The sequence below is a fragment of the Lysinibacillus sp. JK80 genome (assembly GCF_027557635.1).
GTDB classification, from domain to species: Bacteria; Bacillota; Bacilli; order Bacillales_A; family Planococcaceae; genus Lysinibacillus; species Lysinibacillus capsici.
In genome coordinates this window covers 1,104,506-1,119,989 of the sequence record NZ_CP058997.1, presented here as the reverse complement: position 1 = coordinate 1,119,989, position 15,484 = coordinate 1,104,506, and the positions used below count along the sequence as shown (strand labels likewise).

Genomic DNA, 15,484 nt, shown 5'->3' with positions numbered 1-15,484 from the left:
TCAAATACATCCTTTGTATTTGACGCTTATTTTATGGTAGTTTTAAGAAAGCAATGTTTCAAAGGAGCGAATAGATGAAGACCTATACATACAAGCAACCAGCGGCCATCGAGTCAACAGACACCGTTACTATTTTAAATGAAGCGGGGGAGGTATCATCCACCGTTCAACGCGTGTATTCTAATGCACTAAAAAAAGCATTCGATAAAACGATGGACTATCGTTATTTCGTTCGTTTTGATGTTCACGATCGCAATGATCAGCCGCTTTTTACATGTAAAAAAGTATCCCGTCGCGGGCGCGTGCATTTCCGTGGCAAGGATTTGGTAACAGGTAAAGACTATATGATTGCCTATGATGGCTGGCAAATTATGATTCCTGATTTAGTTATTACCGATGGCGAACAGCAGATCAAGCTCAACAAAGAAATGGAGGACTGGTCTGTTTTTACTGTGAATGAACAGCCTATCGCACGCTGGCAAGCGACTTTCTGCGAGACGCATTTTGACATTACACTACAAATTGAAGACAGCAGTCCCATTCAGCAGGAAGCCTTTTTTATTGCCATCGGACAGGCAGTGCTGTTTGTTGGGGCTTAAATAAAGGAAGATGGAAGAAAGGGCTTGATGAAATGCTAAACATATTACCAGCAAAAGAGATTTATTTACAGGGAAATGAGCATGCCCTATTGCTTTTACATTCCTTTACAAGTCATACAAGAGATATGAAGACAGTAGCCACTGCATTACATAACCAAGGCTATACTTGCTATGCGCCGCTGTATCGTGGACATGGCACTCATCCAGAACAGTTATTACACTATCAGGTAGACGACTGGTGGCAGGATGTAGTGAATGCTCATCAATTTTTATTGGATGAAGGCTATCAAAAGATTTCGGTCATCGGTCTATCCATCGGGGGAATTTTCGCGTTGAAGCTTGCTCAATTAGAAAGGCTCGAGCAAATCATTGTCTTATCTGTGCCGTTTGATAAGGAGCCAGAGCAATTAAAACAAAGGATTATTGACTATGCCCATAATTACAAAACAATAGAGGGCAAGCCACCACTTCAAATCGCTCAGGAAATGGAGCCATTTGAGAACATGCCATTACATGCAATGAACGTATTCCAAACATTTATCCAAGCAACGATGGAACAGCTTGATAGAATTATCATTCCTATCGCTATCTACTATGGTGAAAAAGACGATGCCTTATACACGCAAAGTGCTGAAACGATCTATCAGCACGTTCATTCATCTAGAAAGCAGAAGAAAGGCTTTGGAAATTCTAAGCATCTCATGACATTAGGACGAGATCAAGAGGCTATCATAAAGGAAATGATAGAATTTCTTCAAATTTAGGGAGAATTTCATTTATAAAATGAGTGAGGGTGCTCCGCTCCAAAGAGGGGTAAAAGCGCTCATTCAAGAGAGAGCCCCGCTTCTAAAAAAACAGCCACCTCTATCCATAGAGGGGCTGTTTTACTTATATTTCCAAGATCTCATTCGCTAATTTTTGTCTGCTCATCCAGTAGCCTTGGAGGGTAAAGACAATGAGTGTTGACCCTAGGAAGGCGAGACTTGTGAGGCCCAATGTTAGAAAGTCATAGGACATCGGCGAGCCATCATCAATGAAGCCTAGCATCCTCGTTAAGACGAACCCTAGAAATGTCCCGACCGTGAGACCATAAAGGACAAACGATAGGACTTGTGTCAGTATGAGCTTCATCAGCCCATTTGGTGACAGACCAATTAATCGTTGGATGGCATAGTCACTGCGTTTTGTATAAATGGTATGCAGTAATGTTTGGAGGACACCAAGACCCGTGGCAGCTATTAAAATAACAAAGACGCCAACAAATAGGCTCCACCGTTGGAAGAACATTACATTGGATTGTGCTAATATGGTCGCTTTATCTGTCAACTTCAGGGCTGGCCAGCGCTCTTCCAAGAATGACAGCTCCGCCAATGTCTGCTCTGGGTGGGATGTTTCGACCATAATGTCTTCGATAATTGGGTGATCCTGTGCCGTGAGGAATGATGACCAATCAACGATTAAATCAGCACGGTGAATAGGTGTATCAGTAATTCCTATAATTTGTAACTCACCAGTAGGCATATCCTGCCGGGCAGTAAAATCATAGGTACCCATCGTTACACGATCACCCACTGCCAAATGATAACGCTCGGCAAAGCCCTTTGTCACGACAAGCCCATTTTGCAAATTTCCTTCCTCAATTTGAGGCAACTTCTTTAATTGCATAAATTTCTTAATATCAATGGTTGTATAGTTCTCTGGTAGCCATTCATCGCCGAGTTGTAGAGCAATATACGCATTATTACTTTGTGTATACGCGTACTGTACGCTTGGCAATGCTTCTATTTCCTCTATAATTGCAGGCGTGATAGTTGGATCATTTAATTCATTATTGATTTTTATGGCTGTTTCGTATTGTGATTCTGTGTAGGCAAGGTCATTGTGTTGTAAGGTTTTCATTAATGAACTTCCAAAGGTTAAAATAACCATTAATCCTATCATGCTGAGCACCACGGGCATATTTTTGCGTACTTGTGGCATGAGCTGCTGGCATGCTAAATAGGCTTCCTTGCCAAGTACCCTTCGAATCGGCTTTAAAGCCAGATGAAGGATGGCTGTAAATAGATAGGGGATTAGTAACAGTAAAATCCCACATACAAGTAGTGTTCCGAGTAATATAAACAGGGCACCTTGATCGCTTCCTGTCCCAGCTAAATAGGCTTGTAAAAAGAAGAAGGTAGCTGACACACCTACAATACTGACAATAATTGTTTTCCATTTTGTCCAACGCAGCTCTAAATTTTCATTATCTGTCGCGATTTGTAATGGCAGTAGTCGAGAGCTTTTCGCTACTTGCCATTTTGTCATCACTTGAAGAATGATGAAGCTGGAAAGGGCAATTAAAAGAATAAACACAATAGGAAGCTCTGTTTTAGCTTCGGGTAAATGCAAAAAGCTAATTAATTGTGGTAGCCAGCTTTTTATTATCACAAGGCTCAGCGTTGTTCCAAGTGTAACGCCAAAGCTAATAATCAGTGATAGTTGGAGCTTGACTATACGTCCAACCTGTTTCGCGGATGCCCCGAGAGCCCGTAAAATCATGAGCTGCTCTTTAATTTTATAAAATAATAGCTGGAATGTGGACAGCAATAGGACACTTGAAATGAGTAAAATAAAAACGGATAGTACAATCATAAAAACCATTAAGCTCTGTAAATTTCTTTTAATGACATCGTAATCACTCATAACATCAACACGTAATGTTTCATCCAGTTGTTTGATTTCTGCGCCTACTGCCTTGGCACGCCCCTCATCAGTTTTAATGAGCGCAAATATGCCTGCCGTTTGTGGCTGACTGTTGTTCATCCATGCCTTAACTACGTCATTCGCTAAGAGGATGATATTAGGGCTGTCAGTGCCTTTCATCGTCGGTAAAATTTCTTGCACGATAAAATCCTTTGATTGAATATGAATGGAGTCCCCAACTCGTTTGTTGAAAAGACGGGCAACATTTTCCGAAAGAATGGCATCGTTCGGTCCAAGATTGACCGCAAAATGGTAGCGACTTTTCACAAGGTCATCATTTTCGACGCCAACGGTATAAAATGCGGTGTACTTTTCATGTTCAACGATTGTATGAGCTATCGATAAGCGGGACACTTGTGTGACACCGGCTAGAGTAGAAAGCTCCTCTATTTGATTTGTCGTCAACAATTTTTGCTGATCGGGATTATAACCAACCATTAAATCCATTTCCCCATACAACGCTTGGATGTCTGCCTTCATCTGGCTATTCGCATTCCAAATGTAGACGGTCATCGTCATCACCAGGCAAATCGAGATCGTAATAATACTAATACTCGTTAGGACATTTGCCCAAGCGGCACGAAAAAGCTTGAGGGCAATATTGCGCATCGTAAACATTAGCGATCCTCCCTCGTTATTTCCTTGAATTTCATTAGAATACAATCTAAATCCTCTTCATTTTGCCGGTTTTGATAGGAATCCACAATCGCCCCATCATGGAAGAACAATACTCGATTGGCATAGGTAGCCACATAGGGGTCATGTGTGACAAGTAATATCGTTTGCTGGTTCTTTTTTTGCAGAGCAACAAGCAGTTCTAAAATTTCATCTGTTGTATGAACATCCAAAGCCCCCGTTGGCTCATCTGCCAGTAAAATAGGAGGATTGGCAATAATCGCTCGCGCAATGGCGACACGTTGCTTCTGTCCACCAGAAAGCTCATGTGGTCGATGCTTTGCCCAAGCAGCGATGTTTAAGGTTTCCATCATGTGCTGCACACGCACCTTAATCTCCTTGCTAGGAATATCATTTAAAATAAGGGGAAGTGCAATATTATCCTCGACGGTTAAATCCTTTAGCAGATGAAAGGATTGGAAGATAAAGCCGATATTTTCTTTTCGGAATTGCGATGATTTTGGCTCTTGATAAATAGCCTGAGCTTCCTTGCCAAATAAAAATAATGCTCCATCTGTTGGCTCATCAATGGCACTGATCATATTCAGAAGAGTACTTTTACCAGAGCCGCTTGTCCCCATAATCGCCACCATTTCCCCTTGATAAATGGTGCAATGGATATTTTTCAAGGCATTCACAGTATGATGCTTTTGCTGATAAATTTTGGACATCCCTTCAACACGTAGCACCTCTGTTAAACGTCCTTCAGGGATGGGTATTGCATTAATGACTTCTTTCAGCGGATTGAACCCACTCATCGAGATATGCCCCCTTTAATTGTTGTCGTAATGCATGCAAGCCACGGCGAATATGTGTTTTCACGGTACCTTCAGGGCATTGCAAAATCGCCGCAATATCCTTGACAGAGTAGTCTTGATAAAATCGTAGTAATAGCACCGTTTTGTACTTTTCCTCAAGCCTGCAAAGAGCCTGCCATAAATCCAGCTCTTCTTCGATGTATGTAGGAGATGCGCTTGTTAAATCCTCGAAAGTTTGTGGTTCAACAGGCATAACTGTTTTTTTCTTCGCAATATAGGTTTTACAGCAATTTATCATAATGCGGGTAAGCCAAGTGGCAAAATAGTGAGGCTCCTTTAATTGCGGTAGCCCCTCATAGGCTCGAATAATGGTTTGCTGAAAAACTTCTACGGCGTCGTTTTCATTTTGTACGTAGACATAGGCCATTCGGTAAAGCTTATGCTGCTCCTGCTCAATGAGCTGATAAAACGCCTGCTCATCACCTTGTTGGGCTAAGGCTACAAGAGTTTGTTGGGTGCTCGTAATGAAAATCGCCTCCTTTTCGACCATTAGACTCAGCAAGTCATCATTTCGATTCAAGTTTTTTATTTTTATTGAGAAACGTCATAAGCATACCCATTTAATAGAAGGTTATCAATTTACTGCTATAATGATAGTGGCTTCATCAAAAAAGGAGTGAGTTTATGAGCAGAAAGCCTATTTATGTCGAGATAGACATTCAGGCTCCTATAGAGAAAGCATGGGATTATACACAAAATCCTCATCTGCATGAGCAATGGGATTTACGTTTTACATCGATTACATATATTCCGAAAAAAGCACCCGAGGAGCCACAGCGTTTTACCTATGAAACGAAAGTAATGCCAGGCTTACAGGTAAGCGGCTGGGGAGAAAGCAAGGGGGAGCATCATAAAGAAAATGGCACGCGAACATCCTCACTGCATTTTGGTACGCCTCAAAAGCGCTCACCCATAGCGGAGGGAAAAGGCTATTGGCAATATATCCCGCATCAACAGGGGCTGACATTTCTGACCCAATATGATTATGATACACGCTATGGCAAGCTTGGCGTATTCTTTGATTTATTTTTTCGTCCATTAATGGGGTGGGCGACGGCACTCAGCTTTGACGTTTTAAAAAGATGGCTAGAAAAAGGAGAAAATCCTACCGCACAGTATAGTCGATTCTTTTTAACGATGCTTCTGTGTCTATTCTTTTGCTTTGTCTGGTTCTATCATGGTCTTGTACCGAAGATCATCCATATGCATCCGCAGGAATTAAAGATGACCGTTTCATTACTAAACCATGCAGATCAGCTAGTTATGTGGATAGGGGTTGCGGAAATTCTCTTTGCTTTTTGTTGGCTTTACCCGCGAGGAAAACGCTGGCTCTTTGGCATGCAAATCATCGTTTTTCCGCTCTTGACGATAGCTGCTATTGTTGCGGACCCGACAAGTGTACAAGCACCCTTTAATCCACTTACCTTTAATAGTGCTTTATGGGTGTTGTCGATTGTCGGATTTAGCTTAAGTAAGGATGTACCGAGTGCTAAAAGTTGTAAAAGAAAGCGAGGATAACAAGGATGACGATCTATCAAACATTATTAGGGGATGATTTTGCAAGACTTCATCCGATGCTACAACAGCGTTATGCGTTACCAATTGATGAATCATTTTTTGCTAACGGCGTGATGCATCAAATAAAATCTGGTGCTAAATGGATGTGTCCCTTCTATACACTGGCTGCGAAAACGCGATTTCTGTTCCCAGAGTCAGGGGAGGATATCCCCTTTACTATTTCGAATACATGCAGAGCCCTGCCAAGTGGGGAACTAGAGGTACTATGGGAGCGCACCTTTTATTTCCCGCAGAAAACAAGGCATTTTGATGCAAGGATGACCATTGATCCAATCCAAAAAATTGTGAAAGATTATTTAGGCACACCCGCTCTTTTTTATTCCGATTTGCACTTTACGGTGACACGAGCGGGGACATTGGTCATTCGTTCAGGTAAGCAGCGCTTTGTCCTCTCGCGTTTCGAATGCCCGATGCCTAGACTGTTAGAGGGTCGAGTCATTGTAGAGGAAGGCTTTGATGAATCGCAAAATGTCTTTACCATTCATGTCTCCATCCATAATCCATTCATAGGGAGGCTCATGATGTATGCTGGTGAATTTACGCAACAATCGAAGTAATTTCATTTTTTTACTAGGGATTTTGTTCACGGTGATGTGCTTTGTGCTTAGTGGGCAACCCAATTACTTATGGTTACTAACCGTTGCTCAACTAGTTTTCGTTCCCACCATGGTATCAATGGTTGTGGATGTTCAGAAAGTCGGCACAGCCATTACTATGGGGATGATGCTAGCCGTTACACTGCTGCATTGGTCGAAGGATGGCGTTTTGGCTAATGTTTTGGCAGGCATGTATGTACTGTATACCTTCTATATCGCCATGCAAGGCGTGAAAAGATTTTTACAACGAGGTTTTACAAATATTGAGGAGTTTGCTATCGACATGGGGCTTTTCTACCTAGCCCTCGGTGGTCTGTGGTTTTTCGCCTATGTCACCAACATGGATACTGGTTTTTCACCATTAATAACGTGGTTAACGGCCATTCACTTTCATTATTCGGCTTGTTTATTACCCATTTCAGTCGGACTTTTAGGTCGATTACATGATAGTAGCGGCTACCGTGTGATGGTGATAATGTTGCTGGCAGGACCACTCCTTGTTGCGATAGGTATTGCCTTTTCCATTCTCATCGAAATCATCGCAGTCGCTCTTTATATTTTCGCCATTTACGGCTTGTTTTTCTTAGCGCTCAAAACAAAGCTTCCGTTTGGACAGGGGCTATTGCTGAGGACTTCCTATGGAGCGCTCTGTCTGACGATTCTTGGATCTTGTCTGTATGTTTACAGTCGTGTCAGCGGAAACATTTCCATCGGCATTCCAGAAATGCTTCAATTCCATGGTGTGATCAATGGTGTTTTCTTTGGGGGAATAGGGGTCATCGCCTGGCTAATGGCTGTCCCCCCAACAACACAGCGTCCGTTTGAGTTCCCTGTAAGCCAAATTCGCGGGAAGCTACATCATGAGAATATACCACACCCTGGCTTGGTCGATGCCTTACAGGATTTTGTTGATACAGCAAAGCTACCGCCTGTCATTCCACATTTTTATGAGTATACGACGACCTATCGGCTGCTTTCGACGGTGCAATGGAAGGCTTGGTTTCGACCTTTTGCCTTTCTGTATCAAGGAATGAGCCGTTTGCTCCAACAGCTCAATTTACCCTTTTCCAGTAAGCCAGTTGAGATGACGGGTAGCATTGTTCAGGTCGATCCTGCACGAGATAGCCGTCCGTCTCCACGTGCATGGATTCGGACAATTCATCAGCAAACCGTTTTTGTTGCGATTTATTCGAAGCACACAAGCGACGAAACGACCTATATGAATATAGCCTTACCACTCCCGTTCTCAACAATGGTTGGCATTTTGTATGCCTATGAAGAAAATGGTCAGCTACACCTAACAAGTCGCCATGATGGAGATGCAGGAATTTATTTGGCGATAGGAAAAAATGTGATGAGGCTACCCCTACAGGAGGATTTTCAAATTTCTGCGGTAGATGACAAGACATTGTCAGCACGCCATCAGATGACGTTATTTGGTATTCCATTCCTACAAATTGATTACCATATTAAAAGAAATGCATAGATTGGCAGGAATTCCCTCAACCGAACGAGAAGGTCCTATTATAGAGACAAATAACAAGGAGTGATGGAAGGCTTGCGTTTAACAAAAGGAATTTCTGGTTTCGATGCAGCCCATTTAATTGAGCAGGACATGCGCATGTTTCAGTCGATGGTGTACCATTTAGTGACAAGCGAACAACGAGCGAAAGTAAGGCAATTTATTGACCAAGCGCCCTTTGTCTATATGCAGGCAGTGATTGAAATCGATGGAGAAACACTGACGATTCTTCATCATCGTTTGATGCCGTACATCGCATTTGCCAAGCAGGAGGTGAATAGCTTTACCTTTTTATCCAAGCCTCACCTGCATAAATATTTTCCTATGCGAAAATGCTTGGAAGCGGAGACACTTACAACATTACTAACAAAGGATGAGGCGTTCCATAGCCTATCTGCTACAGAATGGAAATACGTCTCTTATTTTAATAGTCAAACCATTGGCGATGTAATGTTCAATAGCTGGGATTAAGGATAGTACTAAAGGCGTGCGATAAAAGATGCTATAAAAAACATTATATTGACCAAGTTATTTCTGGAAATATAGCAAAAATTCCTAAAACCGCTAATCGTCCTAATTAAATGGTAGATTTTTAAGGATGGAATAGATTAGGAAAATAAGGGGTTTTTGCAAATGAAGTTCAAAACAATCAGTAGACGCATTGTTTTTTCCTTTAGCATTGTGATTGCAATCATTATAGGATACATTGTTTACAATTACTTTGCCATCAAGCAAAGCAATGATGCGACAGAGCAAATTGTACAGCAAGAATTACAACTATTAATTATCGATTACGAGCAGGCACAGTCCATTGATTTAAGAATAGCGGCAGCTAGAGGCTATGTGCTTTCTGGGAGAGAAAAGTATAAAGAGATATTTCAGGATAATGTTGCAAAGGAACTAAGCAATGAAGAAAAGCGATCAGCATTATCTTCCTCAGGCGAATTCGGACAATTTGCGGAAATGTCTAAGGAATGGAACCGTTATATTGAGCAAGAGGTATTTGCGGTATATGATCAAGGGAACACCGAGCTGGCTACCCAAAACCTCACAAAAATGGATGACACAGCTACGACCATTCGTGAAGGCTACGAAGACTTAGCGGCGCAACGAAAGCTAGCCATTAATGAGGTAGGGACGGACAGCATTGCTGCTGGAGAGCAGAAACAGCGAATCGCCATTATCGTAGGTATTGTGATTGTTCTTCTAGCAGTGATAATTGAGCTATTAAGTGCTCGTGGTATTTCAAGACCAATCGTGACGTTAACCAAGCGTATGCAACAAATGACCAATGGCGATTTAAGTGAGCCGCCTTTGAAGGTTCAATCGAAGGATGAAGTAGGGCAACTGATGGAAGCGACCGATACGATGTCAGATATTTTAAATCGTCTATTAAAGCATATTCAAACGGTGTCCAATGATGTAGCGGCACATAGTGAGGAGCTTCTTCAGTCAACTTCTGAGGTCAAAACAGGGACAGAGCAAATTGTTCATACGGTTACAGAAATGGCAAGTGGGACAGAATTACAGGCAGATCATGCCTCTGATGTCGCTTCCGCCATGAATGATTTTACTAGCAAAGTTACTACGGTTCATCACTGCAGTAAAGATGTTCAACAGTATTCGCAGAGTGTGAAGGCTTTAACACAAGAAGGTAGAAGCTTAATGACCACTTCCACAAAACAAATGGAAGCCATCCAGCATACAGTGAAGGACGCGGTGAATCAGGTAAATGGCTTAAGTAAGCAAACACAGGAGATTTCTAAGCTTGTAGCGGTCATTCAAACGATTGTTGCCCAAACTAATTTACTCGCATTGAACGCAGCGATTGAAGCAGCTAGAGCTGGGGAACAGGGGAAAGGCTTTGCCGTGGTGGCCGACGAGGTTCGAACATTAGCCGAACAGGTCGCCTTCTCCGTCGATGATATTACAGCGATTGTCAGAAAAATTCAGGATAATTCCGATACAGTAACCTCCTCGCTAGAGCAAGGCTATGAGGAAGTCGAAAAGGGCACAACACAAATGGCCGCAACCAATACAACATTCAATCGAATTGCGGATGTTATTGAGGCCATTGCGACAGGCATTGAAGGTATGTCAGTGGAGCTAGCTAAGGTTGTTCACAATACTGTCACGATTAATAAAGCAGTCGATGAAATTGCTGCTGTCTCCGAACAATCAGCGGCAGGCATTCAGGAAACATCGGCTACCATTGAGCAAACTGCAAGCTCCATGGCTGAAATTAAACATAGTGCCGAGCATTTAGCAGAAATTGCTGAACAACTAAACGCCCTGATTCGTCAATTTAAGCTATAGAAAATACCTGTGGATTTCAAACTTCCCTCACATTTCATCTGTATACTAAGGCATTGGAAGGTGGAATCATTTTGAGAAAATATTTACTTTTATTATTGATGAGTACTTTATTCATGGCACCCGTTGCCTACGCCCATACGATGGATAAAAGTACACTATTCACGGATGTCCCTGAAACAGCCGCCAATATTCAGGACATTATGGTACTACACAGTATTGGGCTTCTTGGGTACAATGGCAAAGATATGGCCTTAAACCCAACAGACAATCTTTCACGCAAGGACTTTGCAGGCTGGGTAGGTGGCTTTTTCGGCCTTGAGGGAGCAACAGTAGATGAGCTAGCACAAGCAGCTCAAAAAGAGGATTACGTATCTTCGCTAGAGGGAGATATTACGTACAAGGAAATAAATACAGCACTTTTTCATCATAAACTTGAGCTAGCCAATCCTGACGCAACCATGACGAAAGAAGAGTACATTGCATTCTTAACAGAGCACCTAACATTTGATATGGGCGGACATACGCTTATTCAAATGGGCGGCTTTGCAGAAGGACCAACAGGTACGATTGAAGACGTTGTCACAGGTGACCAAACAGGAATCATCATCGAAGGTAAAACATACATGCTGTCAGGACACCCTCGCATCTTTGCCGATTCAACAGATGCCAAAAGCTGGGTAGGGCAACAGCTAGAACGTTCTATTTTTACAACAGCAGCGGATCACCATCATGGTCATGACGGTGGGCAAGAGGAAAACCACGGGGATCATGCAGAAGGCCATGGTGACAGCCACGAGCATGAAGCATCCGACTCGAATGAAGCAACACTACAATATGTGCAAATTAGCACTGCACAAGTGGTGAAAGAGGATGCCAAAGAAACGGAGTCTTCGAACGCTACACCAAGAGAAGAGCAACAAGCAGCCGCAGCAGATGACACAGCATCCAACTCAAACACAGTTTGGATGATCGCTATCCTAGCAGCACTAGCCGCTATTTTTGTTATTGTATTTGTGAAACGCAAGAAATAATGTAAATGAAAAAAACCAGCAATGACCGAGGGAATTCGGTTGTTGTTGGTTTTTTCATTTTTCCCCACTTTCATTAAACCGTCAAACATTCCAAATAAACACCTGCATATTCCAGCAATTTTACACAAAATTGAATAAGCACAAGCATGTTCGGTATATAAATAGGGTACGAACATTTTTTGGTTAGGAGTGTGTAAATGGCTGTACTTGTGGTGAAGAGGAGCATAATGCATCGTTATCAAAGTATCGGGCAGGCGATTGAAGAGGCGGCGCCTGGGGATATGATTGAAATTCGGGATGGGATTTATGAGGAAAGCTTGGATATTGCCAAGCGGCTGACGTTGTATGGGGTTGGCAATGTGACCATCAAGGGTGGCGTATTTATTCGCTATCAAACACCTGTCGCGATGCGTAATTTACGGTTCCGGCAAGGGCAGGGGCTATATGTGAAAGGTGATTTACAGCTAGAGAATTGTGTGATTGAGGAGCAATTGATTCGAACGCAGATGATGGTGAGCTATGGTAGTTTGCTGATGAAAAATTGTGCAGTGCTTGCTACGCCACTGAATCATTTTGGTTTGCGTGTGGCGAATGGCTCCAGTGTTATTCTAGTCGACACGACATTTGAGCATCATAGGAAGGCACAGATTATCGCTCAAAACTGTGAGCTGACCTTGACGAATTGTATGCTGTTGGAAGGGAAGAAGCATGGTATTTTTGCGATTCGCCATGTCAAGATGACAATGGAGGACTGTGAAATTCATGGGCATGACAAGGCACAAGTAATAGCTGCGTCGAGTGAGATTACGATGACCAATTGTTTAGTGCACCAAGGGCAAGGGGTAGGCATTCAATTGTTTGATAGCACGACTTTCAGGATGGATGGCTGTGAAATAAAAGAGCATCTTGATACGAATATGGTGGTTCATCGCAGTGAACTAATGGTATCTGATTCTATTTTTTCAGATGGTCAAAGCCATGGGTTGTATCTTGGAGAAAAAACCGAAGCCAAGTTCTATGATTGTCAAGTTTCTCGGCATGTCAAGGCGCAGGTGTTGATAGAAAATAGCAAGGTGGAATTGCATACATGTCATGTTCGTAATGGCATGGCTGTCGGGCTTACCATTGTGGATGAGGCAAATGTTTCGATGAACCAATGTAAAATTCAAAACCATCAGCAATTTCATATTATTGTTGATGCTAGTGGATTAAAGCTACAGCAATCGATTATTCAATTTGGGCAATCAGGTGGTGTTTATGGTAATGAACATGCCAAAATCATGATGCATCATACAACGATTCGAGAGCTGCAGAGCCACCATATCTATATCAACAATGCCCGATTATTTACACAATATTGCACGTTTGAACAAATGGAAGGAAACGGAATTACTTGCATTGATGCAATTTTTGAGATAGCTAATAGCTATTTTAAAGATGGTCAAGAAAGCTCTTATGCCATGATTTGGTCAGATCAATCAAGGGGGCGTATTGAAAATTGTAGGGTGGATAAGGCGGCTAGACCATTCTTAGCGCTGTCCAATAAATCATTATTGGAAATGCGTCATACTGATATAGCCGCAGTAAAGGCTCCAGCGGTGGTCCAGGAAAACAGCCAATTATTTGTACAAGGACATGTGCAGTCAGCGACATGGCAGAAGGATACAGCATCAAAGGTTTCTCAAATTGAGGACATGAAATTAGAAATAGTGAAATATGATATTAAAAAAATAATATAAAAGCCGATTATACAAATAAGACAAGTAGTTTCAATTTTGAAATTACTTTTTTTATGGATTCGTGTATTGATATTTCATATATGTGAAAAATGGGTAAAGGAATACGTTTGGGCTGTTAATTAATTTTAATTTGTGCAAAAAAAATCTATAATTCGACAAAATGCAAGAATATTTTTATAATGGTATAGATGTCTTGTTGCAATTACTGCAATATTTTGAAATATTCCACAGGGAAACTTATACAATCTTTGTATAAGTTATAACCAACATAATAAAAGTTTTTACTTAATGTAAAATAAATATTAAATAAATGTGGATAATAGATTGATTATTTTCTATGTTTAAACCTATAATTAGTAAAAATGGTTCATGCAATAAGATAAATTTTCGTTAATTATGAAATGGGAGTAATGATTTTACAATAATAAATAGAGAGAGTATTGGGGTGATATGAGTATGTTTGGGCTGACAAAAGAGGAAATTATGTTAATGCTAGAGGAGATGGAATTAGCAGAGAAGCACAAGAATGTGATTGCTGATATCTTACATCTAAATAATATGCGAATCGAACAACAACTCGCATTAATGATCCAATTAATCATAGATGAGCGCGAACGAAATATTTCCAACAATACATATCTAAACTAAAAAAATGTCGAAAAATCACAGGTGCTATGTTTGCAACGCCTGTGATTTTTTTGTCAGCCATTTTATAATTTTTTCGTGAAGCAAATGATGCGATTAGCTTCTGTAAAACCGAGCTGAAGATGAACCCTTAGGCTTTCGTCATTGTCCCATTCACAGTCACTGGCAAACTCTAGACAGCCCCTATGCTTTGCCCATTGCTCACATTTCTCCACAAGCAGTCTTGCATAGCCCTGCTGGCGATATTCCTCTCTCACAAAAAGGCCTTCTAAATAGCCGACTGGACTCGAGTCAGTCCCTTCTACATAGTCTGTTCTTAACTGGCATTGGGCAAATCCAACTGCTTCGTCATCGTCATAGGCAAGGAAAATAGCTGCGTTTTCTTCCCTTAGCAGCTGTGTCATCTCTTCGGTAAATTCCTCTAGTGTATGATTAGGCCAGAGCAGTAAGGCTAATGAGGCCGCAGCATGAGCGTCCTTCTGGTTTGCTTGTTGAATCATAAAATCTTCCTCCTTTGTAAAAAATGAAACAAATTGTTTTGAAGTACGTACAAACTAGTAAGCGTTTTTATTTTAAAGCTCTAATTCTATTTTAACAATCTTACTTGAGGGGGGAATCCAATCATGTCACTCTTACAAACGTTAATTGAACAAGCGAAAAAGCCAAATGGATGGATTGGCTCAACGATGCTACAAATTATGAATTTTGCCCATCGTGGTATGAATGCATGGTTCATCAGGCAAGGAGCTATCAATGACGGTGATCGTGTGTTAGACATAGGTTGTGGTGGTGGGAAAACGCTCCAAATTTTATCCAAATTGAATCCAAATGGTATAATATATGGGATAGATTTTTCCACACAGGCAGTGAAGGAATCAATCAAATTGAATAAAGCAAATGTTGCCAGTGGTAGCGTCATTGTGAAAGAGGCAAGCGTTTCAAGCATTCCATACGATGATCAGTTTTTTGATGCGATTACGGCCTTTCAAACGCACTATTTTTGGCCATCCCTGGAGCAGAATGTAGAGGAAGTATGGCGGGTTCTGAAAAATGGTGGGAAATTTATTATCATAGCAGAGCTCTACAAGATGAACTATCATATGAAAGCCTATCAAACACCTGAGGCAACGAAGCAATTATTAGAACGTATCGGTTTTCAAACCGTGTATGTCACCGAAAAATCAAGTAAAGGATGGCTTTGCATTACAGCTATTAAGTAA

15 protein-coding genes are annotated in these 15,484 nt (G+C 41.5%); 11 read left to right on the top strand and 4 right to left on the bottom strand.

Annotation, left to right across the window (positions count from 1 at the left end):
- Positions 1–74 precede the first annotated feature (74 nt).
- Both HXV90_RS06010 and HXV90_RS06005 read left to right on the top strand, forming a co-directional pair.
- Entirely contained in the window at positions 75–599 is a 525-nt protein-coding gene (locus HXV90_RS06010) for a tubby C-terminal domain-like protein (RefSeq protein ID WP_054548756.1), read from the top strand.
- Between the two features lie 32 nt (positions 600–631).
- Positions 632–1,363, top strand: a complete 732-nt coding sequence (locus HXV90_RS06005; protein WP_054548755.1) for an alpha/beta hydrolase — start codon at positions 632–634, stop codon at positions 1,361–1,363.
- Positions 1,364–1,487: 124 nt separating this feature from the next.
- Here the strand turns inward: HXV90_RS06005 and HXV90_RS06000 are convergent, their stop codons facing one another.
- Genes HXV90_RS06000 through HXV90_RS05990 form a run of 3 tightly spaced genes read right to left on the bottom strand, consistent with a single transcriptional unit; the run spans position 1,488 to position 5,357 of the window.
- Positions 1,488–3,962 carry an ABC transporter permease gene (locus HXV90_RS06000; RefSeq protein ID WP_269898620.1) on the bottom strand — a complete coding sequence of 825 codons (2,475 nt, stop codon included), beginning with the start codon at positions 3,960–3,962 and terminating at the stop codon, positions 1,488–1,490.
- Positions 3,962–4,690 (bottom strand): ABC transporter ATP-binding protein, encoded by a 729-nt coding sequence (locus HXV90_RS05995; protein WP_442916337.1) that lies wholly within the window; start codon positions 4,688–4,690, stop codon positions 3,962–3,964. The genes HXV90_RS06000 and HXV90_RS05995 overlap by 1 nt, the downstream gene beginning before the upstream one ends.
- A 52-nt stretch (positions 4,691–4,742) precedes the next feature.
- Positions 4,743–5,357 (bottom strand): sigma-70 family RNA polymerase sigma factor, encoded by a 615-nt coding sequence (locus HXV90_RS05990; protein WP_308339955.1) that lies wholly within the window; start codon positions 5,355–5,357, stop codon positions 4,743–4,745.
- A gap of 104 nt (positions 5,358–5,461) precedes the next feature.
- Between HXV90_RS05990 and HXV90_RS05985 the strand changes: the two genes are divergently transcribed.
- The 8 genes from HXV90_RS05985 (at position 5,462) to HXV90_RS05950 (ending at position 14,267) form a co-directional block, all read left to right on the top strand.
- Positions 5,462–6,355 (top strand): DoxX-like family protein, encoded by an 894-nt coding sequence (locus HXV90_RS05985; protein WP_269898618.1) that lies wholly within the window; start codon positions 5,462–5,464, stop codon positions 6,353–6,355.
- A 5-nt stretch (positions 6,356–6,360) separates the two neighbouring features.
- A complete protein-coding gene (locus HXV90_RS05980; RefSeq protein WP_269898617.1) occupies positions 6,361–6,972 on the top strand; it encodes a DUF4166 domain-containing protein in 612 nt (203 codons plus the stop codon).
- Positions 6,941–8,497 (top strand): YndJ family protein, encoded by a 1,557-nt coding sequence (locus tag HXV90_RS05975; protein WP_269898616.1) that lies wholly within the window; start codon positions 6,941–6,943, stop codon positions 8,495–8,497. Before HXV90_RS05980 ends, HXV90_RS05975 begins: the two co-directional genes overlap by 32 nt.
- Before the next feature lie 63 nt (positions 8,498–8,560).
- Positions 8,561–9,004: a hypothetical protein gene (locus HXV90_RS05970; protein ID WP_054548751.1), complete on the top strand. Its 444-nt coding sequence runs from the start codon at positions 8,561–8,563 to the stop codon at positions 9,002–9,004.
- A 162-nt stretch (positions 9,005–9,166) separates the two neighbouring features.
- Positions 9,167–10,849 (top strand): methyl-accepting chemotaxis protein, encoded by a 1,683-nt coding sequence (locus HXV90_RS05965; RefSeq protein ID WP_269898615.1) that lies wholly within the window; start codon positions 9,167–9,169, stop codon positions 10,847–10,849.
- A 71-nt stretch (positions 10,850–10,920) separates the two neighbouring features.
- Positions 10,921–11,880 (top strand): hypothetical protein, encoded by a 960-nt coding sequence (locus HXV90_RS05960; protein ID WP_269898614.1) that lies wholly within the window; start codon positions 10,921–10,923, stop codon positions 11,878–11,880.
- Positions 11,881–12,107: 227 nt separating this feature from the next.
- Positions 12,108–13,619 (top strand): right-handed parallel beta-helix repeat-containing protein, encoded by a 1,512-nt coding sequence (locus HXV90_RS05955; protein ID WP_269898613.1) that lies wholly within the window; start codon positions 12,108–12,110, stop codon positions 13,617–13,619.
- A 456-nt stretch (positions 13,620–14,075) separates the two neighbouring features.
- Positions 14,076–14,267, top strand: a complete 192-nt coding sequence (locus HXV90_RS05950; RefSeq protein WP_054548747.1) for a hypothetical protein — start codon at positions 14,076–14,078, stop codon at positions 14,265–14,267.
- Positions 14,268–14,329: 62 nt separating this feature from the next.
- On the opposite strand, the gene aac(6') is transcribed toward HXV90_RS05950, so the two are convergent.
- On the bottom strand, positions 14,330–14,764 hold the full coding sequence (gene aac(6'), locus HXV90_RS05945) for an aminoglycoside 6'-N-acetyltransferase (protein WP_259949077.1): 435 nt from the start codon (positions 14,762–14,764) through the stop codon (positions 14,330–14,332).
- A 123-nt stretch (positions 14,765–14,887) separates the two neighbouring features.
- Here aac(6') and HXV90_RS05940 point away from each other — a divergent pair, with 123 nt between their 5' ends.
- Positions 14,888–15,484 (top strand): class I SAM-dependent methyltransferase, encoded by a 597-nt coding sequence (locus HXV90_RS05940; protein ID WP_269898612.1) that lies wholly within the window; start codon positions 14,888–14,890, stop codon positions 15,482–15,484.